Source organism: Paraburkholderia sp. RAU6.4a (assembly GCF_050435625.1).
In the GTDB taxonomy this organism is placed as follows: domain Bacteria; phylum Pseudomonadota; class Gammaproteobacteria; order Burkholderiales; family Burkholderiaceae; genus Paraburkholderia; species Paraburkholderia tuberum.
The window spans coordinates 1,524,854-1,548,607 of the sequence record NZ_JBNDKQ010000003.1 but is presented as its reverse complement, the minus strand read 5'-3'; the positions used below and the strand labels follow the sequence as shown (position 1 = coordinate 1,548,607).

Genomic DNA, 23,754 nt, shown 5'->3' with positions numbered 1-23,754 from the left:
CCCGCGAGACCGGCGTCTGGCGTCAAAGCACCCGCGACTGGCCAGCGGCGCGACGATCTTTGCATTACATTGACCAGTACGTGCCCCCGCTGACGCATCGCGCGGTATCCGGCTCGGGAAGCCCAATGAGCGCTGTGATCGCATGCCAAGTGCATCCACACCGCAGCAGGACAACTCTGGAAACGACCGATGGAATCTCCAAACGGGTACGCGCCGCGGATTTACTTTTTTCATTCTCTTCTCGTCGGGCCCCTCGATGCCTGGCCCGCGCAGTTCGCTCATGCGGCCGGGCTCGGCTTCGATCATGCGTTGATCGGCGGGCTGTTCGAGCCCGGCCAGGCCGGCCATGGCCAGGTGGTCGGCAATCACGCTCGGCTGCATCCGGTGTTCGAGGCGCAGCATTCGGTGCACGACGCCGTGCGCATGCTCGCCGATGCCGCGCGCCGCAACAACCTGACGCTGCTGGTCGATCTCGTGATCGACCGCATGGCCGCCGACGGCGTGCTGTACAGCGAGCATTCGGACTGGTTTCACGCGCGTGAGTCCGAGCTTGCACGGCTCGATCCGCGCCACGTGCATCGCGAAGACAACGTTGCCTACGCGAATTTCGACGACCCCGCGACGAGTGCCTCGCTGAGCGTCTGGTGGACCCAGCAACTGCTCGCGCTCGCCGAGGCGGGTGTCGGCGGCTTCCGTTTCGATTCGCCGCATCGCGTGCCGGTTGCCGTATGGCGGCAACTCGGCGATGAAGTGCGCGCGAAGCATCCGCGCGGGCGCTTTCTCGCGGCGACGCCGGGCCTGTCGCGCGGCGATCTGCCCGGTCTCGAAGCAGCCGGCTTCGACAGCGCGTTTTCGTCGGTGCGCTGGTGGGATTTCCGTTCGAGCTGGATGGCCGAGGAGCATGCGGCGCTCGCGCGCGTTGGTGCGCCGATCGCCTTTCCCGAAGCGCCGTACGGTGCGCGCCTCGCCGCCGAGCTGAGCGACGTGCATGATGCGGCGATCGTCGAGCGGGCGTATCGACGCGCGCTGTTCACGTCGGTTGCATTGGGCAGCGGCTGGATGATGCCGATGGGCTTCGAATACGGCATCGCCGAACCGATGTCGCAAACGCGCGGCGACGCCGCGCAGTTCGCCCGCGCCGCGCAGTCGCGCCGCTTCGATCTGAGCGCCGCCGTCACCCAGGCCAACGACTTCGCGCGCAACACGCCGACACTGCACGCGAACGGTGAATTGCGCCCATTGAGCGGCCCCGGCGCATCGGCCGCGGTTCTGCTACGCGGCGACGCAGCCGATCTGCGCGACGCCGGCGAAGCCGTTCTGATCGTCGTGAATCCCGAGCTCGGTGCGCCAGTGCGTGTCGATCCCGCGCGCTTCCTCGCGGGCGTGCCGGGCAGCTTTACGCGCTTCGCGCCGCTCGACGCGCGCGGCCGAACCGAACCCGCGGCACTCGTGCCGTTCGCGCTCGCGCCCGGTGCGGTGCGGCTGCTGCGCGCGTTCGCGGAGCAGCCGATCTGCCTCGCGCCGCCGATCGACAAGGCGAACAGCAAGCGCAGCGGCCGCAAGACAGTGCTCGACGCGATCGAAGCGCCGCGCGTCGCGATCGAGAGCGTGTCGCCGTCCGTGGAAAACGGCCGCTTCGCGGCGAAACGCAGCGTCGGCGAGCGCGCGGAAATTCGCGCGGCGATCTTCGCCGAAGGTCACGACAAGATCGCGGCTGCCGTGCTGTGGCGCGCGGCCGACGAAACCGCGTGGCACGAAGAACTGATGTCGCCCGCGCCGCCGGCCGGGCTCGACTTGTGGAGCGCGCGCATTCCGCTCGAGCGGATCGGCCGCTACGAGTTCACCGTGATCGCGTGGCGCGACGACTTCGCGTCGCTCGTCGAGCACATCCAGAAGAAGCTGAAGGCGAACCAGACCGTCGAGATAGAACTCGACGAAGCCGCGCATCTGTTCGCGCTCGTGCTCGCCGAAGTCGAGACGACCGAAGGCGCCGACAAGGAGCCGCTCGAACACATCGTGCGCGACTTCCAGAAGGCCGACGCCGAACAGAAGCTCGCAGTGATTCTCGCGCCCGCCACAGCGAAGGCAATGACCGCCGCGCGCCATCGCCCGTTTCTGAGCCGCGACCCCGTGATCTACAAGATCGACGCGGAACGCACGGCCGCCTATTTCGCGAGCTGGTACGAGATCTTCCCGCGCTCGATGAGCGACGACGAGTCGCGCCACGGCACGTTCGCGGACGTGAGCGCGAAGCTGCCGCGCATCCGCGACATGGGCTTCGACGTGCTGTACTTCCCGCCGATCCACCCGATCGGCCTCGCGAACCGCAAGGGCCGCAACAACACGCTGACCACGCAGCCGGGCGATGTGGGCAGTCCCTATGCGATCGGCGCCGCCGAGGGCGGTCACACCGCCGTGCATCCGCAACTCGGCACGCTCGACGATTTCAAGGCGATGCTCGCCGCCGCGCATGCGCATGGCCTCGAGATCGCGCTCGACTTCGCGATCCAGTGCTCGCCCGATCACCCATGGCTGAAGGAGCATCCGACGTGGTTCGCGTGGCGCCCCGACGGCACGCTGCGCTACGCCGAAAATCCGCCGAAGAAGTATCAGGACATCGTCAACCCGGACTTCTATGCGCACGACGCCAAGCCCGGCCTGTGGCTCGCATTGCGCGACGTGATCCTGTTCTGGGTCGACGCAGGCGTGCGCATCTTCCGCGTCGACAATCCGCACACCAAGCCGCTGCCGTTCTGGGAATGGATGATCGCCGACGTGCGCGCGCGCCACCCCGACACGATCTTTCTCGCCGAAGCCTTCACGCGGCCGCGCATGATGAACCGGCTCGGCAAGATCGGCTTCTCGCAGTCGTACACGTACTTCACGTGGCGCGAGTCGAAGCGCGATTTCACCGAATACATGGGCGAACTCACGCAGACCGGCGCGCGCGATTTCTATCGGCCGAACTTCTTCGTCAATACGCCGGACATCAACCCGCGCCATCTGCAATCGCAGGGACGCACGGGCTTTCTGATCCGCGCGGCGCTGGCCGCGACACTGGCCGGCCTGTGGGGCGCGTATAGCGGCTTCGAACTGTGCGAGGCCACCGCGCTGCCGAACAGCGAAGAGTATCTGGACTCCGAAAAGTATCAGTTGCGGGCGTGGGACTGGCACCGGCCCGGCAATATCGTCGGCGAGATCACCGCACTGAACCGCATCCGTCGCGCGAATCCGGCGCTGCAAACGCATCTCGGTCTCACGTTCCTCGCCGCGCACAACGACCACATCCTGTGCTTCGAGAAAGCGACCGAATCGCGCGACAACGTGATCGTCGTCGCGATCAATCTCGATCCGTTCAACGAACAGGGCGCGGACATCGAGTTGTCGTGGGACACGTTCCAGCGCTGGCATCTACACGATCACGCCACGCTCGAAGTGATCGACCAGATGACCGGCGCACGCTTCGAATGGCACGGACGCTGGCAACACGTGCGGCTCGGCTCGGGCCAACCGTTCTCGATCTGGCGCATCGCGCCGCTAGGCGGCCTGCCCGCCGATCGCCCCGAGGACAGCGACCACGATCCCGACAGCGCTCCTCACGCAGACGCTGTCAACCCAACCTGGATGGAAGGTGGAACATGAAGCGCGACGATCCAGCCCAAACCGCGCACGAGGCGCAAACGGCCGTGGCCGTCGGCACCGCGGCGAAGGTACGCACGCGCCGCCGCGGCAAACCCGCGGCCCTCAGCGACGATCCGCTGTGGTACAAGGACGCGATCATCTATCAGGTGCACATCAAGTCGTTCTTCGATGGGAACAACGACGGCGTCGGCGATTTCCCCGGTCTGATGGCCAAGCTCGACTACATCGCCGAGCTCGGCGTCAACGCGATCTGGCTGCTGCCGTTCTATCCGTCGCCACGCCGCGACGACGGCTACGACATCGCCGACTACCGCAACGTGCATCCCGACTACGGTCAGCTCGCGGACGTGCGGCGCTTCATCCAGGAAGCGCACGCGCGCGGCATCCGCGTGATCACCGAGCTCGTCATCAACCACACGTCGGATCAGCACCCGTGGTTCCAGCGCGCGCGGCGCGCGAAGCCCGGCTCGAACTATCGCAACTACTACGTGTGGTCCGATACCGATCAGAAGTACCCGGAGACTCGCATCATCTTCATCGACTCGGAGCCGTCGAACTGGACGCACGATCCGGTTGCGGGCGCGTACTACTGGCACCGCTTCTACTCGCACCAGCCCGATCTGAACTTCGACAATCCGGCGGTGTTGAAAGAGGTGCTGCAGGTGATGCGTTTCTGGCTCGACATGGGCATCGACGGGCTGCGGCTCGATGCGGTGCCATACCTCGTCGAACGTGAAGGCACCAACAACGAGAACCTGCCTGAGACGCACGAGGTCCTGAAGCGGATTCGCGCGACCATCGACGCCGAGTACCCGAACCGGATGCTGCTCGCCGAGGCGAACCAGTGGCCCGAGGACGTGAAGGAGTATTTCGGCAACGAAGACGAATGCCATATGGCATTCCACTTCCCGCTGATGCCGCGCATCTACATGTCGATCGCGAGCGAAGACCGCTTCCCGATCACCGACATCATGAAGCAGACACCGGAACTCCCCGAATCGAACCAGTGGGCGATCTTCCTGCGCAATCACGACGAGCTGACGCTCGAAATGGTCACCGATTCCGAGCGTGACTATTTGTGGAACACCTATGCGAGCGATCGCCGCGCACGTTTGAATCTCGGCATTCGCCGCCGTCTCGCGCCGCTGATGGAGCGCGACCGCCGCCGCATCGAGCTGATCAACTCGCTGCTGCTGTCGATGCCCGGCACGCCGGTCATCTACTACGGCGACGAACTCGGCATGGGCGACAACATCCACCTCGGCGACCGCGACGGCGTGCGCACGCCGATGCAGTGGTCGTCGGATCGCAACGGCGGCTTCTCGCGCGCCGACCCTGAGCAACTGGTGCTGCCGCCCGTGATGGGTACGCTGTACGGCTTCGACGCGGTCAACGTCGAAGCGCAGAGCCGCGACCCGCATTCGCTGCTGAACTGGACCCGCCGCATGCTTGCGACGCGGCGCGCGAAGCAGACCTTCGGACGCGGCACGATCCGCTTTTTGAAGCCTGAAAACCGCAAGATTCTCGCGTATCTGCGCGAGATGCCCGGCGCGGCGCCGATCCTGTGCGTCGCGAATCTGTCGCGCGCGCCGCAGGCGGTCGAGCTCGAACTGTCAGAATTCAACGGCTTCGTGCCGATCGAGATGACCGCCGATTCGGTGTTCCCCGCGATCGGTCAGCTGACCTATCTGCTGACGTTCCCGCCCTACGGCTTCCTGTGGTTCATGCTGTGCGAAGGCGGCGGGCGGCCGACATGGGCGCAGGCGCATTCCGTGCCGCTGCCCGAGTTCGTCACGATCGTGATCCGCGAAGGGCAATCCGGGCCGACTCCCGAAAACGTGCGGCTGCTGGAATCCGAGGTGCTGCCGTCGTGGCTGAGCCGGCGCCGCTGGTTCGCGTCGAAAGATCAGAAGATGCACGCGGTGCGGCTCGCCGCGCTGACCACGATCCCGAACGGCGGCTTCGCGTTCACCGAAATCGAAGTGGACGTCGGCAACCACACCGAACGCTACGTGGTACCGATCGCGCTCACATGGGGCGGCGAAACCACCACGCCGCTGTTCCTGCAATTGGCGCTTGCGCGCGTGCGGCGCGGCCGCACCGTCGGCCATCTGACCGACGCGTTCTCGCTGCCGATCTTCGCGCACAACGTGCTGCGCAAGCTGCGCGAGCGCGCGGTCGTGCCGACCGTGCAGAAGAGCGAGATCAAGTTCCTGCCGACCGAGCGCTTCGCCGAACTCGACGCTCTCGGCGAGCGGCCCGAGATTCGCTGGCTCGCGGCCGAACAAAGCAACAGCTCGCTGATCGTCGCCGATGCCGCGGTGCTGAAGCTGGTGCGGCGGCTCGTCAGCGGCATCCATCCGGAAGCGGAAATCAGCCGCTATCTGACGCAGCTCGGCTATGCGAACACCGCGCCGCTGTATGGCGAAGTGGTGCGCGTCGATCCCGAGGGCGTGCCGCATACGCTCGCGATCCTGCAGGGCTTTATCGACAATCAGGGCGATGCGTGGAACTGGTCGCTCGACTATCTGCGCCGCTCGGTCGACGAACTCGCGATCGCGATCGACACCGAAACGCAGACCGTACCCGATCGCACGAACGAGTCGATTCTGCTGGACGGTTACGGCGAACTCGCGGGCATCATCGGCCGCCGGCTCGGCGAGTTGCACGTCGCGCTCGCCACGCCGAGCGACGACCCCGCGTTCGCGCCGGAACCGGCCAACGCCAAACAGGTGAAGGCATGGGTCGAGGCGGCGAAGACGATGCTCGCGGCCGCGCTCGATCTGCTCGCGCCGCGCATCGCGGACATGAGCGACGCGGACACGAAGGGGCTTGCGCAAAGTCTGATCGATCGCCGCGCCGCGCTCGTCGAGGCCGTCGACAAGCTGGTGCCGGGCGACGCGGGCGCGTTGCGCATCCGCATCCATGGCGACTTCCATCTCGGCCAGGTACTGGTCGCGCACGGCGACGCGTACCTGATCGACTTCGAGGGCGAGCCCGCGCGTTCGCTCGACGAGCGTCGCCAGAAATCGAGCCCGTTGCGTGACGTGGCCGGTCTGATGCGCTCGTTCTCGTATGCGAGCGCAGCCGCGCAATCGACCACCGAAGGCGCGCCGCAACAGACCGCCGATCGCAAGCGCGCGCTGTTCGAACGCTTCCGCGCGCACGCGACCAGCGCGTTCCTCGCGGAATATCGCGCGGCCGCCGCGCAGTCGCCGACACCGCTCGTCGCGCCCGAATCCGAGGAAGCGCTGCTCGATCTGTTCCTGATCGAGAAGGCCGCCTACGAAATCCGCTACGAAGCGGCCAACCGACCGGCGTGGCTCGGCTTGCCGGTGCGCGGCCTCGCGGCGCTCGTGAGCCGGCTGCTCGGCGACACCGGCAGGCCGCCGCACCACGATCCGTCAACCCAGGCGCCTGGCGCGGCCACGCCGCCTAACCCGGCCGAGGGCGACTATGAGTGAGCATGATCCGGCCGCAGGCCTTCAACCCGTCGATATCGACGCGCTCGTCGAAGCGCGTCACCCCGATCCGTTTTCGCAGCTCGGGCTGCATCAGACGGACGCGGGGCCGATCGTGCGCGCGCTGCTGCCGAACGCCGCGCACGTCACCGTGATTTCGCGCGCTGATGGCGCGACGCTCGGCGAACTCGAACAACTGCGCCCTGGCCTGTTCGCGGGCCGCATCACGTCGGCGATGCCGTATCGCTTGCGCATCGACTGGCATGGTGTGGTGCAGGAAGTGGAGGATACCTATTCGTTTGCTCCGGTGCTCGGCGACGAGCCGCTCGAACGTCTCGCGCGCGGCGATCCGTACGCGGTGCTCGAATGTCTGGGCGCGCGACCGGTCGACGTCGACGGTGTGCCGGGCGTGCGCTTTGCGGTGTGGGCGCCGAATGCGCGGCGCGTGTCGGTGGTCGGCGACTTCAATGCGTGGGACGGCCGCCGCCATCCGATGCGGCTGCGTCACCAGGCGGGCGTGTGGGAGCTGTTCGTGCCGCGCGTCGGCGCCGGCACGCGCTACAAGTACGAGCTGCTGTCGCGCGACGGCCATCCGCTGCCGCTGAAGGCCGACCCGTGCGCGATGCAGACGGAAAAGCCGCCGGGCACCGCATCGATCGTCGCACACGTCGACGAGATCGAGCAGTTTCCGTGGAGCGATCACGAGTGGATCCAGTCGCGCGCCGACAAGCAGACCGCGCGCACGCCGATCACGATCTACGAAGTGCACGCGGAGTCGTGGCTGCGCGTCGCCGAGGAAGGCCAGCGTGGTCTCGTCTGGGAAGAGCTCGCCGAGCGGCTGATCCCCTATGCGAAGAGCATGGGCTTCACGCACATCGAATTTCTGCCGATCGCCGAGCATCCGTTCGGCGGTTCGTGGGGCTATCAGCCGCTCGGGCAGTTCGCGCCGTCCGCGCGCTTCGGCAAGCCCGAGCAGTTCGCGCGTTTCGTCGATCGCGCGCACGAAGCAGGCCTCGGCGTGATTCTCGACTGGGTGCCCGCGCATTTCCCGAACGACGCGCATGGCCTGATCGATTTCGACGGCACGCCGCTCTACGAGCATGCCGATCCGCGCGAAGGCTATCACCAGGACTGGAACACGATGATCTACAACCTCGGCCGCAACGAGGTCAGCGCGTTCCTGATCGCGTCGGGGCTCGCGTGGTTGAAGCGCTATCACGTCGACGGCCTGCGCGTCGATGCGGTCGCGTCGATGCTGTATCGCGACTACTCCCGTGCGGCCGGCGAGTGGGTGCCGAACATCTATGGCGGCCGCGAGAATCTCGAATCGATCGCGTTCCTGAAGCGGTTGAATCACGAGGTCCGCTATGTGCCGGGCGCGCCCGGCGCGATCACGGTCGCCGAAGAATCGACCGCATGGCCGGGCGTGACCGCGCGCCTCGCGGACGGCGGCCTCGGCTTCGACTTCAAGTGGAACATGGGCTGGATGCACGACACCCTGCACTACATGCACGAAGACCCGATGTATCGCCAGTATCACCACCACAACATGACGTTCGGCATGGTGTACGCATATTCCGAGCACTTCGTGCTGCCGCTTTCGCACGACGAGGTGGTGCACGGCAAGGGCTCGCTGCTCGGCAAGATGCCCGGCGACCGCTGGCAGCGTTTCGCTAATCTGCGCGCGTACTTCGGTTTCATGTGGACGCACCCAGGCAAGAAGCTGCTGTTCATGGGCGGCGAATTCGGCCAGATGGCGGAGTTCGACCATGACGGCTCGCCGCATTGGCATCTTCTCGACGATTCGAACCACCACGGCGTGCAATTACTGGTGCGCGACCTGAACCATCTGTATCGCAACGAGCCCGCGCTGCATCTGCTCGACAGCGAACCGGGCGGCTTCGAATGGTTGATCGGCGACGACAGCGGCAACAGCGTGTTCGCCTATCGGCGCACCGACGGCGCGGGCCAGGAGTTCGTCGTGGTGTGCAACATGACGCCGGTGCCGCGGCTCGGCTATCGGCTCGGCATGCCGCGCGGCGGACGCTGGGTGGAAGTGCTGAATACCGATGCAGGCGTGTATGGCGGCTCGAACATGGGCAACGGCGGGCTGATTCATTCCGACCATGTATCGAGCCACGGCAGGCCACATTCCGCCGCGCTGATCTTGCCCCCGCTCGCGACGATCGTATTGCGCGCGGACTGAGAAAACGTGCCGTAACGCGGGCGCGCGGCGCACAGGCAGCCGCCGCGCGCCCGTTGCATGAAGACCCAGGCAGACCCGAGCTCCAGCTCGACAATCAGAACAGGAAAGGGAAATCATGTCGCATGCGTTGCCCGAGCGGTTGCTGCCCGGCTCGCCGTATCCGCTCGGCGCGAACTGGGATGGGCTGGGTGTCAACTTCGCGGTGTTCTCGGCCAATGCGCAGAAAATCGAGCTATGCCTGTTCGACTCAACCGGCCGCAAGGAGATTCGCCGCTTCACCATGCCCGAATGCACCGACGAGATCTGGCACGGCTATCTGCCGAACGCGCATCCGGGCACCGCGTACGGCTTTCGCGCGCATGGGCCGTATCAGCCGCATTTCGGGCATCGTTTCAATCCGCACAAGCTGCTGCTCGACCCGTATGCGCGCAAGCTCGTCGGGCAGTTTCGCTGGTCCGACGCGCTGTTCGGCTATCGCGTGCATTCGAATCGCGCGGACCTTTCGATCGACCGGCGCGATTCCGCGCCCGCGATGCCCAAGTGCGTCGTGATCGACGAGGCGTTCGACTCGTCGCACGACAGGCGGCCCGACGTGCCGTGGGGCGAAACCGTGATCTACGAAACGCACTTGCGCGGCGCGTCGATGCTGCGCTCCGATCTGCGCCAGCATGAACGCGGCACGTTCGCGGCGCTCGCGTCGCCGGAGTTCATCGAGCATTTGCTGAAGCTCGGCGTGACCGCGGTCGAGCTGCTGCCCGTGCACGCGTTTCTGAACGACCGCTTCCTCGTGGAGCGCGGCCTGCGCAATTACTGGGGCTACAACACGGCGGCGTTCTTCGCGCCGGAGCCGACCTATCTGAGCACGCACCGGCTCGACGAAATGCGCATCGCCGTGCGCCAGCTGCACGCGGCCGGCATCGAGGTGATTCTCGACGTGGTCTACAACCACACTTGCGAAAGCAATGAGATGGGCCCGACCATTTCATGGCGCGGCCTCGACAATGCCAGCTATTACCGGCTGATTCCCGGCGACGAGCGTCACCATATCAACGACACGGGCTGCGGCAACACGGTCAATCTGCCGCATCCGCGCGTGCTGCAGATGGTGATGGATTCACTGCGCTACTGGTCGACCGCGTTCAATATCGACGGCTTTCGTTTCGATCTCGGCGTGACGCTCGGGCGCGAAAGCCACGGCTTCGATCCGGGCTCGGGCCTGTTCGACGCGTTGCGCCAGGACCCGGTGCTATCGCAACGCAAGCTGATTTCCGAGCCATGGGATCTCGGCCCTGGCGGCTATCAGCTCGGCAATCATCCGCCGGGATTCAGCGAATGGAACGACCGTTTCCGTGACACGGTGCGACGTTTCTGGCGTGGCGATGCCGGCCTGCGGCCCGACCTCGCCGCGCGCCTGACCGGTTCGGCCGATCTGTTCAACCGGCGGCATCGCAAACCGTGGGCGTCGATCAACTTCGTCACGTCGCATGACGGCTTCACCTTGGCCGATGTCACCGCGTACGAGCAGAAGCACAACGAAGCCAACCTGGAAGACAACAACGACGGCCACAACGAGAATTGCAGCCGCAATTGGGGTCTCGAAGGCGCGACCGACGACCCCGCGATCTTCGCGACCCGCCGTCGCGTGTCGCGCTCGCTGATCGCGACACTGATGATCACGCTCGGCACGCCGATGCTGCTGGCCGGCGACGAAGCGCTGCGCACGCAGCGCGGCAACAACAATGCGTACTGTCAGGATAACGACCTATCCTGGATCGACTGGGACCTCGCGGATTCGCCGGAAGGTCAGCGCATGACCGAGTTCGTCGCGCGCGTGATCGGATTGCGCAAGCGCCATCCGCTGCTGCGTGAAACGCGCTTTCTGTTCGGCGACCGCGAAGTGCTGCCCGGCCTGTTCGACGTCGGCTGGTTCGACGAACACGGCGATCCGCTGACGATCGAAGCGTGGCAGGACCCGGAGGGACGCGCGTTCACGTTGCGTCGCGCGGGTCCGGGCCTGAATGGCGAAACCGAAGTATTGTTACTGATGCTCAACGCTCACGAGGAACCGCTGCAGTTCGCGCCTCCCGCGCCGCACCTGGAATGGCATGTGCTGTTAGACACGGCCGATCCGGAACGCGCGCCGCAGCGGCTCGCGACGGCCGAACTCGAGGTCGCCGCGCACGGCCTCGTGATACTCGCCGCGCAACCGACCGGTGAAGCGGATTGGCAAGCCGGCTGGGTGGCTGGCGCGCAGCACGGGCCGCGGCTGTTGACCGCGCTGCCGCCCGATCCGGGCGCGCAGACCGCAAACGATGTTGGTTCGCAATGAACGATGCACTGCGGCGACCTGGTTCGAGCGTGGACAGATCGCGCCGCAGCCGGGGTGGCAAGAATGTTGCGACGCAATGCCTGCTTGCGTTGCGTCGCATTGCCGTCCAGGCTCGTTAGCAGATTCGAATGGTGAAGACATGTCTGAAAGTCCGATTGATCCTCACACGCATCATTACGCGCACTGCCTGCCGTTCAGCGCGCAGTTGATCGGCGCGAGCGGCACGCGACCGCGCACGCGGTTCCGTTTTTGGGCACCGTCGTGCGACAGCGTGCAGGTGGTCGTCGAAAACGGCCCCGCGCAAGGCACGCACGACATGGCTCCGACCGGCAACGGCTGGTTCGAGACCACCGTGGAGAGCGGCGCGGGCACGCTGTATCGGTTCCAGCTCGACGACGGGCAGGCGGTGCCCGATCCGGCCTCGCGGTTCCAGCCGCGGGACGTGCACGGCCCGAGCGAGGTCATCGATCCGCGCGCCTACCATTGGGAACACACCGAATGGCACGGCCGGCCCTGGGAAGAAACGGTGCTGTACGAATTGCACGTCGGTGCGATGGGCGGGTATGCGGGCGTGCAAAAGCGCCTGCCCGAGCTCGCCGCGCTCGGCGTCACCGCCATCGAACTGATGCCGTTGAACGACTTTCCCGGTCGTCGCAACTGGGGTTACGACGGCGTGTTGCCGTACGCGCCCGACTCCGCATACGGCCGCCCCGAAGAACTGAAGGCGCTGATCGACGCCGCGCATGGTGTGGGCCTGATGGTGTTTCTCGACGTCGTCTACAACCACTTCGGACCGGACGGCAACTATCTGCATAGTTACGCGGAGCCGTTTTTCCGCGCAGGCGTGAACACGCCGTGGGGCCCCGCGATCGACTTCGAGCGCAGCGAAGTCAGCGACTTCTTCACCGACAACGCCGTCTACTGGATCAACGAGTACCGCTTCGACGGACTGCGCTTCGATGCGGTGCATGCGATCGACAATCCCGGGTGGCTGCGCGAGCTGTCGGACCATATCCGCGCGCGCGTGCAGCAGGGCCGTCACGTGCATCTGGTGGTCGAAAACGAGCACAACAGCGCGAGCCTGCTCGGCGCGCATTTCGACGCGCAATGGAACGACGACGCGCACAACACGCTGCACGTGCTGCTGACCGGCGAAACCGAAGGCTATTACCACGCGTATGCCAACGAACCGATTCGCCGGCTCGCGCGAGTGCTGGCCGAAGGCTTCGCGTATCAGGGCGAGCCATCGCCGCTGCACGATGGTGCGCCGCGTGGCGAAGCGAGCGCGCATCTGCCGCCGACGTCGTTCGTGATGTTTTTGCAGAACCACGATCAGATCGGCAACCGTGCATTCGGCGAACGTCTGCGCAAGCTGACCTCGGATGACGCGCTGCGCGCCGCGACCGCGTTGCTGTTGCTGTCGCCGCAAATTCCGCTGCTGTTCATGGACGAGGAGCATGGTTCGACGCAACCGTTCCTGTTTTTCACCGATTACACCGGCGATCTCGCCGACGCCGTGCGCGAAGGGCGACGCCGTGAATTCGCGCGCTTTGCCGCGTTCAGCGATGAGAAACGCCGCGCGCAGATTCCCGATCCGAACGATGCCCAGACCTTCGCCGCCTCGTCGCCACCCGCGCCCGATGTACAGCCGACGCCGGATCGGCTCGACTGGATGCATTACTACAAGTCCGCGCTCGCGGTGCGCGCGAAGCTGATCACGCCGCGCCTGAAACATACGAAGGCGTGCGGCGCGACCGTGCTGCGCGATACCGGTGGCGGCGACGCGAACGCGCTGATCGCGCGCTGGAATCTCGGCGATGGCGAGACGCTGTCGATCGCGGTGAATCTGTCGCAGCAGAACGTCGCGTTCGACGCCATCCCCGACGGCAAGATCATTTTCGAAACACCGCCGCGCGCGCGCGAACAGGCCGACGCGCGGGTGTTGCCCGCGCATGCGTGCATTGCGTGGCTGACCGGCGACATCAACGAATTCGCGAGCCGCCACGATGCGCGCATCGCATCGCACGAGGAGCAGCGCGCGTGACGACCCGACGCCCCAACGACAGGCTTGCCGCGCTCGCCACCCGCGCAGGCTTCGAGGTGGAGTGGCAGGACGCGCACCATCATACGCAGCACGTGCCGGAGAAGACTCTTGGCACGCTGCTCGAACGCATGGGTCTGCCGTGCGGCAACGCCACGGATATCCGCCACAGCGCCGCTGCTCTGGAGGCCGAACTATCGGGCCGCCGGCTGCCGCCGCTGATGACCGCGGTGATCGGTCGTGGCATCGCGCTGCCCGCGGCCGCGGTCAGGTCGGGCAGCCATTACCGGATCGAGCTGGAGAGCGGCTCGATCATCGACGGCCGCTTCACCGCGCCGAAAGGCGAGGAAGCGCTGCTCGCGCCGATCGACGAAACCGGCTATCACACGCTCGTAATCAACGACCAGCGCATGACGCTCGCGGTCGCGCCGCCGCGCTGCTACACCGTCGCCGACGCGTGGCGCACGCTGCACGGCGGCGACGGAGAAGGCGAACGCGAAGCCGCGCCGCCCGCGCCGCCACTGTGGGGCATCGCCGCGCAACTGTATGGCTTGCGCCGCACCGGCGACGGCGGCATCGGCGACTACACGGCGCTCGCGCAGCTTGCGCGGCACGGCGCGCAGCGCGGCGCGCACGCGCTCGCCGTCAGTCCGACCCACGCGATGTTCAGCGCGCAGCCCGAGCGCTTCAGCCCGTACGCGCCGTCGTCGCGTTTATGGCTCAACGTCACGCATATCGATCCGGCCGCGGTGTTCGGCGCGGATGCGTCCGCGTCCGCATCGGCGCAGGCCGGCAACGCGTGGTCCAAATATGAAGAGCTGCCTCTGATCGATTGGCCGCACGCGACCCCGCTGAAGCTCACGGTTTTGCGCGCGCTGTACGAGCAGTTCAGCGCCAACGAGCGCCCGCAGCACTCGCCGCGCGCGCTCGAATTTCACGGCTTCTGCGAACGCGCGGGGCGCGCGCTCGAAGATCATGCGCGCTTCGAAGCGCTGCAGGCCGCGCAGCTCGCGCAAGGCGGCGACGGCCATTGGCGCAACTGGCCCGAGGCGTTGCGCGACCCACGCAGCCCCGAAGTCGAGGCGTTCGCCGCCGCGCATCGCGACGAGGTCGACTTTCATCTGTTCCTGCAGTGGCTGGCATCGCGCGGGCTGTTGCACGCTCAGCACACCGCGCGCGAAGCCGGCATGGCGGTCGGCCTGATCGCCGATCTCGCGGTGGGTTGCGACAGCGCCGGCAGTCATGCGTGGTCCTATCCCGACGACATGCTGCAGGGCGTGTCGGTCGGCGCGCCGCCCGATCTCTTCAATCAGGCCGGCCAGTCGTGGGGACTCACGACCTTTTCGCCGCGCGCGATGCGCACACAAGGCTTCGCCGCGTTCATCGACATGCTGCGCGCGGCGTTCGCGCATGCCGGCGGCATCCGCATCGATCACATCCTCGGCTTGCGGCGTCTGTGGCTCGTGCCCGAAGGCGAAAGCGCGCGCAATGGCGCATATCTGCGCTATCCGTTCGAAGACCTGCTGCGGCTGATCGCGCTCGAATCGTGGCGGCATCGCTCGATCGTGATCGGCGAGGACCTCGGCACCGTGCCGTCCGGGTTTCGGGAGCGGCTCGACGAGCACGGCATCGAGGGGATTCGCGTGCTGTGGTTCGAAGGCGCCGCCGACGGCAACGGCTTCAAGGCGCCGGCCGATTGGGACCGCTACGCGGTCGGCACGACGACCACGCACGATCTGCCGACCGTCGCCGGCTGGTGGCGCGGCAGCGACATCATGTGGCGCAACCGCATCGGCCAGACGATGGCGCGCGCCGACGGGCGCGATCCCGAGGAAGCGGCGCTCGAAGAGCGCGCGCAGCAGCGCGCCGACTTGTGGCGCGCGTTCCAGCAAGCGGGCGTGGCCGCGCCCGAGGTCGCGCCGCCGGACGCCGACAACGCGCCGGTCGACGAAGCGCTCGCATTCGTCGCCGCGACACCCGGGCCGCTCGTCACGTTTCCGCTCGAAGACCTGCTCGCGCTCGACGAGCAGCCGAACCTGCCGGGCTCGATCGACGAACATCCGAACTGGCGCCGCCGCATGACGCTGCCCGTCGACGCGATGTTCGACGACCCCGTGTTCACCGACCGCCTGCTGGCCGTCGACGGCGCGCGCCGCGCCGCCGCGCGTTCATCCAACACTTCCGCGGAGCCTGACACGCCATGACCGTTCCACGCTCCACACTGCGCCTCCAGTTCCATCGAGGCTTCACGTTCGACGACGCCGCGCGGCACATCGACTACTTCGCCGCGCTCGGCATCAGCCACCTGTACGCGTCGCCGATCACGACGGCCGAGCCCGGCTCGATGCACGGCTACGACACCGTCGACTACACCGAGGTCAGTGCCGAATACGGCGGCGAGTCGGGCCTGAAGCACCTCGTCGACAAGCTGCGCGCGCACGACATGGGGCTCATCGTCGACATGGTGCCGAATCATATGGGCGTCGGCGGGTCGAGCAACGCGTGGTGGCTCGACATCCTCGAATGGGGCCGCCACAGCGCGTATGCGCGTCATTTCGACGTCGACTGGCATTCGCCCGATCCCGCGCTGCGCGGCAAGGTGCTGCTGCCGACGCTCGGCGCGTCGTACGGCGAAGAACTGGCGGCGGGCCGCATCGGGCTGCATTTCGAGGCCGACAGCGGACGCTTTCATATCGGCTACGGTCCGCACGTGTTCCCGATCTGCCCGGTCGATTACGCGGCGATCCTGCAAGGCGCCGACCGCGCCGATCTGAGCGCGCTCGCGAATCGCTTTCAGGGGCTCACCACGCAGCCCGCCGATCAGCCGCGCGCCGCCGAGGCGCGTGACGCGCTGCGCGAGTTCGTCGCGCGCGAAGGCGAGTCGGCGATCGAGTTCGTGCTGGAGACTTACGCGCCTGAGGATCCGGTCACGCGCGACCGGCTGCATCGGCTGATCGAGCGGCAGCATTTCCGGCTCGCGTGGTGGCGCACCGCCTCCGACGAAGTGAACTGGCGGCGCTTCTTCGACATCTCGACGCTCGCCGGCGTGCGCGTCGAGCGACCCGAGGTGTTCGAGGCGGTGCACGCGCTGATCTTTCGCCTCTATCGCGAAGGGCTCGTCGACGGCTTGCGGATCGATCACATCGACGGGCTCGCCGAGCCGCGCGAATACTGCCAGCGTTTGCGCCAACGGCTCAGCGAGTTGCGCGACACCGCGCCGTATGTGGTGGTGGAGAAGATTCTCGGCCGTGGCGAGCCGTTGCGCGACGACTGGCCCGTCGACGGCACGACCGGCTACGACTTCATGAACGACGTCGGCGCGCTGCTGCACGATCCGGCCGGCGCGGACCCGCTCGCCGGTACGTGGGCCGAGCTCACCGGCCGCAGCGCGCGCTTCGCCGATGAAGCGCCACGCGGCGCGGCGCAAGATTCTCGCGGAAAACTTCTCGGCGGAACTGGACCGCGCGGCGCGCGCGCTGCATCGGATCGCACGCGATTCGCTGAGCACGCGCGACTTCACGTACCCGGCGCTGCGCCGCGTGCTGACCGAACTGGTCGTGCATTTCCCCGTGTACCGCATGTATCCGCTGGGCGGACTGCGCAGCGCCGCCGACAACGTCTATTTCGAGGAGGCGCTCGCGGGCGCGCGCGCTTCGCTGCCGCGCTCGGACCATGCGGCGCTCGAGCGCGTGAATGCGTGGCTCGGCGGCAGCGCCGAAGAGGCCCCGCCCGCGCGGCCCGGCGCGCAGTCGCAGCAGCAGGCGCAAGGCGGCGGAGCGTCGCCGCATGCGGGCTCGTCCCGGCGCAGCGCGCAAACGCTGTTTTCGCAGCTGACCGCGCCGCTCGCCGCCAAGGCGATCGAGGACACCGCGTGCTATCGCTACGGCCGTCTGCTGTCGCGCAACGAAGTCGGCTCGGACCCGGGCGAGTTCGCGCTGTCGGTGGAGCAGTTTCATGCGGGCAATCTCGAGCGCGCGCAACGTTTTCCTCATGCGATGCTTGCGACCGCCACGCACGATCACAAGCGCGGTGAAGATGTGCGCGCGCGGCTCGCGGTGCTCAGCGAGATCGCCGACGAATGGGGCGCGACGTTGCGTGCATGGTCGACGTTGAACGCGCCGCAGCGTCGAGCGCTCGACGGCACGCCGATCAACAGCGTGAGCCAGGACAAGAGCGACGCATGGGCTCCCGGCCCCGCCGCCGAGGCGATGCTGTATCAAACGCTGGTGGGCTGCTGGCCGCCGCCGCTGCGCGCCGACGACGAAGCCGGCATCAAGGAGCTGGCCGAGCGCGTCGCGCAATGGCAGTTGAAGGCGCTGCGCGAGGCGAAGCTGCAAACCAGCTGGCTTGCGCCCGACGAAGCCTACGAAGCCGGCTGCCGCGAATTCCTGTTCGGCATCCTTGCGCCGCAGCGGCGCGACGCCTTTCTGAAGGAGCTGTCGGCGTTCGTCGAGCGCATTGGTCGCGCGGGCGCGCTCAACAGCCTGCAGCAGACGGTGTTGCGCGTGGCGTCGCCTGGGATCCCTGATCTTTATCAAGGCACCGAGCTGTGGGACTTCAGCCTCGTCGATCCGGACAATCGGCGGCCCGTCGATTTCGCGAAACGCGAGGCGTGGCTGCCGCAGACGCAAACGCCGCCGTCGGAATTTCTGGCGGACTGGCGCGACGGGCGCGTAAAGCTCGCGGTGATCCAGCGCGTGCTGGCGTTGCGCGCGCATCTGCCGGAGCTACTGAGTCAGGGCGCGTATCTGCCGCTCACGGTGCGCGGCGCGCATGCGTCGAGTGTGATCGCGTTCGCGCGGCGGCATGGCAATGCGTGGGCCGTGGTGATTGCCAGCCGGTTGGCCGCGCGACTGCTTGGCGATGATGCTGGTCTGCCGCTCGTCGAGCCGGCGCAATGGGCGGATACGGCCATCGAAATGCCGCCCGATCTGTCGGCGCGTGCGCTGTTCGATTGGCTGAGCCCCGCCGCGCCGAAAGTCGACGATCACGGGCTGCTGTATCTGCGCGACGCGCTCGCCGCGATGCCGGTCGCGGTGTTGGTGGAGGATGGGGTGCCTCGAAGCTGAGGCGGCTAAAAAGGGTTGAGGCTTCGGGTTGGCTCGGCCCTCAACCGCCCTCGTCGTCGAACAGCTTCGGATACACGCGCACGAGCACGATGCGCGGTCCCTTCATCTTCTTGACCACGACGTCGAAGTCTTCGAACTCGACGCGCTGCCCTTCGCTCGGCAGATCGTTGAGCGCCTGGATCACGAGCCCGCCCACCGATTCGGCCTTGCCTTCATCGATGTCGATACCCAGTGCGCGTTCGAGCGACACCACCGGCAAGCTGCCCTTGCCCATCAGCGTGCCGTCGTCCATGCGGGTCCAGTCGGCGTCGCCCTGGCGGAATTCATCGTGGATCTGCCCGACCAGCGCGCCGAGCAGGTTGTCGAGCGTCAGGAAGCCGATCGGTTTCGCGTTCTTGTGGCCGACCAGCGCGAAGTGCGGCGCGCCCTTGCGAAAGCGCCGGAACAGATCGAGAGCCGGCATGTCCGGCTTCACGTACTGCACGGGGCGGACGTAGCGCGACAGGTCGTCGAGCGTGCTGCCCGCCTGGCGCGCGAGCAGCAGGTCCTTCAGATGGATCATGCCGGCCACGCGTTCGCCGGATGCATCCTCGAACAGCGGATAGCGGCTGAAGCGGTGCCGCGCGACCACCTGCATGTTGTCGCGCAACGGTAGATCGCGCCGCAGGCACACCATTTCATGCGATGGCCGCATCAGGTCCGATACGGTCATTCGCGAGAAGTCGAGCGAGTGCGCGATCGTGTTCCATTCGTCCTGGCTGTACGCGCCGGTCGACGCACCGAGTTCGCTCGCGACGTTCGCGCGGCGGCCGCGCAGGATCAGCTTGAGTTCCTCGGTCGAGTAATGCGAGTCGTGACCCTGGTCGGTATCGAGCCCCGCGGCCTTCAGCACCGCGTTCGCGCTCGTGTTGAGCAGCCAGATGGCCGGGTACATGGCCCAGTAGAAACCGTACAGCGGCGTCGCGGTCCACAGCGAAATTTTCTCCGCCTCGCGAATCGCGAGCGACTTCGGCGCGAGTTCGCCGACCACGATATGCAGGAACGAAATACACGAAAACGCGAAGAACAGTGAAATGCCATGCATCAGCTTCTCGGACTCGACGCCGATCACGGTGAAAAGCGGCATCAGCAGTTGCGCGAACGCTGGTTCGCCGATCCAGCCGAGGCCGAGCGACGCGAGCGTGATGCCGAGCTGACACGCCGACAGATACGCGTCGAGCTGTCCGTGCACCTTCGCGAGCAGACGTCCGCGCATGCCATGCTGGGTGGCAAGGCTTTGCACGCGGGTCTGTCGCAGTTTGACCAGACCGAATTCGGCGGCGACGAAAAAGCCGTTGAGTGCAACCAGAAACATTGCACCGATAAGAGCGACAACCTGGATCAAAGCGACGGGCTCCGGCAACAAAAGTTGTCAGTATAGGCGCTGAAAGCTCGATGAATTCTTGATTGTGCGCCAACGCATTCGCGCGCGACGCTCATTTCGGCGCCGCCGCGCTGAACGGCACGCGCAGCACGAGCGTGGCGGGGGTCGCGGTGACGCCGTCCGCTTCCGTCGTATCGCTTTGCTCGAAGCTTCCGCCGTGCGCCTCCGCGACGCGTTTGCACAACGCGAACACCCACGCGATGCGCTTCGCCTCGCGCGGTTCGCTCGCCTGCTTGCGCGCGAACGCTTCGAGCACATGCGGCAGCGCGGCGTCGTTCAACGCGGCCTCGTTCGGCTCGTACGTGACGCTCGCATGCCATGTGCCGTTGTCCGCGCGCGCGGCCAGTGCGACCTCGGTGCCCCGCGCGCTCGCTTCGACGGCGAACGTCAGCATCAGCCACGCCGCGGCGGCGAGCCGAGCGCGGTCGCCGTTCAGTTGCTCGGTGGCGATCTGCGAGTCGAGCCGCACTTCGACGCCGCGCGCGCGGGCGAGGCCGGCGCGGACTTCCTCGACGGTTTCGTCGAGCAGCGGATGCAGCGGAAAGGGTTCATACGTGAGCGCGAGCGATTTCGTTTCGGCGCGCGTCGCATCGACGATCGTCTCGAGCAGCTTCACCTGCTGATCGACGCCGCTGCGAATGCCGGTGATCGCGCGCTGCGAATTGGGATCGTTCGCGTCGAGCTTGCGCTCGAGCACGTACGCCCAGCTATGAATCGCATTCAACGGACCGCGCAGGTCGTGCGACACCAGCGACAGCACGTGATCGCGCATGAACAACGCGGTTTCCGCGCGCAGCAGCGCGCTGCGTTCGGTGATGACAAAGCCGGCCGACGCCGGCTGGGCGCCAGCAGTCCCGTTGGGTGACGTAGTCACGATCGAGTCCTCTCAGGCAATGCTGGATGATGGGGGGAAGCCTCATTATAGGCATCCCGTTCGGACCGACCAGTCGAGGCCGAATCGCGACGCGGGACGCAATCCGCATGCCATGCGCGGAACCGGACCAGACTCGGCGATCGACGTCAACGCGCCTACAATGTCGGTTTTACGTTTTGATCTGAGGAGCAACGCATGTCGACTGTGACGACCGAATCCGGCCTGAAGTACGAAGATCTCGTGGAAGGCACCGGCGCCGAAGCCGTGGCCGGCAAGACCGTGACCGTGCATTACGCGGGCTGGCTGACCGACGGCCAGAAGTTCGATTCGAGCAAGGACCGCAATGACCCGTTCGCGTTCGTGCTGGACGGCGGCATGGTCATCAAGGGCTGGGACGAAGGCGTGCAAGGCATGAAGGTCGGCGGCAAGCGCAAGCTGACCATTCCGCCGCAACTCGGCTACGGCGTGCGCGGCGCGGGCGGGGTGATTCCGCCGAACGCGACGCTCGTGTTCGAAGTCGAACTGCTCGAAGTCTGAGTCACGTCTGAGTATTGTCGTGAGCCACGCCGCCGTCACCGCCCCCAACGTTTCGCTGCGCTGCTATGGCGCGATCGAAGCGTCGGACGTGCACGACTTCCACCAGGTCGTGCTGGGGCTCGACGGCGCAATGGTGATGGCGGTAGACGGCGTCGCCGAGCAGATCGACGCCGGCTCCGCATGGCTGATCCCGGCCGGCGCGCGGCACGATTATGCGGGTGTCGGCACGAACCGGCAGCTCGTGCTCGATTTGCCTGCGGCGTCGCTGGCGGTGCCCGAGCGGTTGTTCGAGCGCGCGCGCGCCGTGGCCGTCGATCCATCGCTCGCACAGCTCGTGCACGCGATTGCCGCGCATGCTGCGGGCGGCGTGGGCGAAGCGCAAGATAATGCCTTCGGTCACCGTCGCTTTCATTGGGATGCTGCGGCACGCCTGGGCGCCGCGCTTGTCGCCGATTCCGGGGCACTAGCCGGTGTGCAAAGCGAAGGCGTTCGCCTCGATTTCGCGCGCATCGACCGCTGGCTGCGCGCGCATCTGTCCGAGCCGCTGAAGATCGCGGACCTCGCCGCGCACTGCGGTTTCGGCATGCGGCGTTTTCATCAACTGTTTATCGATGTGTTCGGCGAGACGCCGCATCGCTATTTGCAGCGGCTGCGGCTCGACACGTCGATCACGCTGCTTGCGGACCCGCGTCTTTCGTTGATCGATATCGCGCTCGAGATCGGCTTCGGCGATCAGAGCGCTTACACGCACGCGTTCACGCGGCGTTTCGGGCTGGCGCCCGGGCAGTGGCGCGCGTTGCGGCACTGAGCGTGACGGAGGTGGCGCGGAGGCGCTTTGAGGCCTTTGAGGCCTTTGAGGCCTTTGAGGCCTTTGAGGCCATTTGAAGCCTGTATGCCGCGAACAGGTTTTGCCCTGCCTGTCAGCTTTCGAGCCCACATTGCAGATCCGCACGGATATCGCCCGCGTTTTCAAGCCCCACCGCAAGCCGGATCAGACCTTCGCTGATGCCCACCGCCGCGCGCGCTTCGGGCGTAATGCGGCCGTGCGTGGTCGTCGCCGGATGCGTGATCGTCGTACGCGTGTCGCCCAGGTTGCCGGTGATCGAGCAGACTTTCGTGCCGTCGATCACGCGCCATGCGTTCGTACGCATCTGCTCGGGCGTGTCGCCCTTCAATTCGAACGACACGATCGCGCCGCCCAACTTCTGCTGACGCATCGCGAGCGCGTGCTGAGGATGCGATTCGAGCCCCGGATAGAACACGCGATTGACGGCCGGATGCGAATCGAGCCAGCGCGCGATTTCGAGCGCATTCGCCGACTGCTTCTCGACGCGTAGCGACAACGTTTCCATGCCTTTCAACAGTACCCACGCGTTGAACGCGGACAGCGTCGGCCCGGCGCTGCGTACGAACGGAAACACCTTTTCCATGATGATTTTCTTCGAACCGACCAGCGCGCCGCCGAGCACACGGCCCTGGCCGTCGAGGAACTTGGTCGCCGAATGCATGACGACGTCCGCGCCGAGCTTCAGCGGCTGCTGCAACGCCGGGCTGCAGAAGCAGTTATCGACGACGAACAGCGCATTCGCGGCCTTCGCGATCTTGCCGATCGCTTCGATATCCGACACTTCCGTCAGCGGGTTGGAAGGCGTTTCGAGGAAGAACATCTTCGTTTCGGGACGCACCGCTTCGTTCCACGCGTTCAAATCAGTCGGATCGACGAATGTAGTCGTAATGCCGAACTTGCTGAAGATCTGCGAGAACATGCCGAGCGTCGAGCCGAACAGCGCCCGCGAGCTGACGAGGTGATCGCCCGCCTGCAACGTCGACATCACGACCGACATGATCGCCGCCATGCCCGAAGCCGTCGCGATGCAGGCCTCGCCGCCTTCGAGCGCGGCCAGACGGTCCTGGAACATCGACACGGTCGGGTTCGAGAAGCGCGAGTACGTGAAATAGTCCTCGGAGTTTCTGAAGCGTTCGGCGGCGTCCGCGGCGCTCGCGAACACGAAGCTCGAGGTCAGGAAGATCGCTTCCGAGTGCTCGTTGAAATCGCTGCGCACGGTGCCCGAGCGAACGGCCAGCGTGTCGAAGTCAAAGTCGTGGAAGTCGTCCATGTTGGTTCTGGTCTCCAGGTTTCCGTGGCTGCTTCCGTGCCTAAATGAGGCAGCA

11 protein-coding genes and 1 pseudogene are annotated in these 23,754 nt (G+C 66.3%); 9 read left to right on the top strand and 3 right to left on the bottom strand.

The features are described 5' to 3' along the window. Positions 1-189 precede the first annotated feature (189 nt). The 7 genes and pseudogenes from OKW40_RS31730 to treY all read left to right on the top strand — a co-directional run bounded on the left by OKW40_RS31730 (position 190) and on the right by treY (position 18,748). Positions 190-3,642 carry a maltotransferase domain-containing protein gene (locus OKW40_RS31730; RefSeq protein ID WP_429493252.1) on the top strand — a complete coding sequence of 1,151 codons (3,453 nt, stop codon included), beginning with the start codon at positions 190-192 and terminating at the stop codon, positions 3,640-3,642. Beyond that, a complete protein-coding gene (treS, locus tag OKW40_RS31725) occupies positions 3,639-7,106 on the top strand; it encodes a maltose alpha-D-glucosyltransferase (protein ID WP_429493251.1) in 3,468 nt (1,155 codons plus the stop codon). The genes OKW40_RS31730 and treS overlap by 4 nt, the downstream gene beginning before the upstream one ends. Continuing rightward, positions 7,099-9,309 carry a 1,4-alpha-glucan branching protein GlgB gene (glgB, locus tag OKW40_RS31720; protein ID WP_429352655.1) on the top strand — a complete coding sequence of 737 codons (2,211 nt, stop codon included), beginning with the start codon at positions 7,099-7,101 and terminating at the stop codon, positions 9,307-9,309. Before treS ends, glgB begins: the two co-directional genes overlap by 8 nt. 115 nt (positions 9,310-9,424) lie before the next feature. Then, positions 9,425-11,638, top strand: coding sequence for a glycogen debranching protein GlgX (gene glgX, locus OKW40_RS31715; protein ID WP_429493250.1), 2,214 nt, complete (start codon positions 9,425-9,427; stop codon positions 11,636-11,638). 139 nt (positions 11,639-11,777) lie between these two features. After that, a complete protein-coding gene (gene treZ / locus OKW40_RS31710) occupies positions 11,778-13,682 on the top strand; it encodes a malto-oligosyltrehalose trehalohydrolase (RefSeq protein ID WP_429493249.1) in 1,905 nt (634 codons plus the stop codon). Next, on the top strand, positions 13,679-15,883 hold the full coding sequence (gene malQ, locus OKW40_RS31705; protein ID WP_429493248.1) for a 4-alpha-glucanotransferase: 2,205 nt from the start codon (positions 13,679-13,681) through the stop codon (positions 15,881-15,883). Before treZ ends, malQ begins: the two co-directional genes overlap by 4 nt. Next, positions 15,880-18,748: pseudogene (treY, locus tag OKW40_RS31700) on the top strand (malto-oligosyltrehalose synthase). Before malQ ends, treY begins: the two are co-directional and overlap by 4 nt. Before the next feature lie 40 nt (positions 18,749-18,788). Here the strand turns inward: treY and OKW40_RS31695 are convergent. Both OKW40_RS31695 and OKW40_RS31690 read right to left on the bottom strand, forming a co-directional pair. After that, positions 18,789-20,132, bottom strand: a complete 1,344-nt coding sequence (locus OKW40_RS31695; RefSeq protein WP_184057533.1) for a hemolysin family protein — start codon at positions 20,130-20,132, stop codon at positions 18,789-18,791. A gap of 91 nt (positions 20,133-20,223) precedes the next feature. Next, a complete protein-coding gene (locus OKW40_RS31690; RefSeq protein WP_429493247.1) occupies positions 20,224-21,045 on the bottom strand; it encodes a sensor histidine kinase in 822 nt (273 codons plus the stop codon). A gap of 195 nt (positions 21,046-21,240) precedes the next feature. On the opposite strand from OKW40_RS31690, the gene OKW40_RS31685 reads away from it, so the two are divergent. Beyond that, on the top strand, positions 21,241-21,582 hold the full coding sequence (locus OKW40_RS31685; protein ID WP_429493246.1) for an FKBP-type peptidyl-prolyl cis-trans isomerase: 342 nt from the start codon (positions 21,241-21,243) through the stop codon (positions 21,580-21,582). 19 nt (positions 21,583-21,601) lie between these two features. Beyond that, complete coding sequence (locus OKW40_RS31680; RefSeq protein WP_429493245.1) at positions 21,602-22,390, top strand: helix-turn-helix domain-containing protein; 789 nt, start codon at positions 21,602-21,604, stop codon at positions 22,388-22,390. Between the two features lie 112 nt (positions 22,391-22,502). Here the strand turns inward: OKW40_RS31680 and OKW40_RS31675 are convergent, their stop codons facing one another. Then, on the bottom strand, positions 22,503-23,699 hold the full coding sequence (locus tag OKW40_RS31675; RefSeq protein ID WP_429403834.1) for an O-succinylhomoserine sulfhydrylase: 1,197 nt from the start codon (positions 23,697-23,699) through the stop codon (positions 22,503-22,505). Positions 23,700-23,754: the final 55 nt, after the last annotated feature.

Coding starts and splice junctions, on each gene's coding strand:
- glgB (WP_429352655.1), top strand. CDS start 7,099: ATGAGTGAGCATGATCCGGCCGCAGGCCTTCAACCCGTCGATATCGAC.
- glgX (WP_429493250.1), top strand. CDS start 9,425: ATGTCGCATGCGTTGCCCGAGCGGTTGCTGCCCGGCTCGCCGTATCCG.
- treZ (WP_429493249.1), top strand. CDS start 11,778: ATGTCTGAAAGTCCGATTGATCCTCACACGCATCATTACGCGCACTGC.
- OKW40_RS31685 (WP_429493246.1), top strand. CDS start 21,241: ATGTCGACTGTGACGACCGAATCCGGCCTGAAGTACGAAGATCTCGTG.
- OKW40_RS31675 (WP_429403834.1), bottom strand. CDS start 23,699: ATGGACGACTTCCACGACTTTGACTTCGACACGCTGGCCGTTCGCTCG.
- OKW40_RS31730 (WP_429493252.1), top strand. CDS start 190: ATGGAATCTCCAAACGGGTACGCGCCGCGGATTTACTTTTTTCATTCT.
- treS (WP_429493251.1), top strand. CDS start 3,639: ATGAAGCGCGACGATCCAGCCCAAACCGCGCACGAGGCGCAAACGGCC.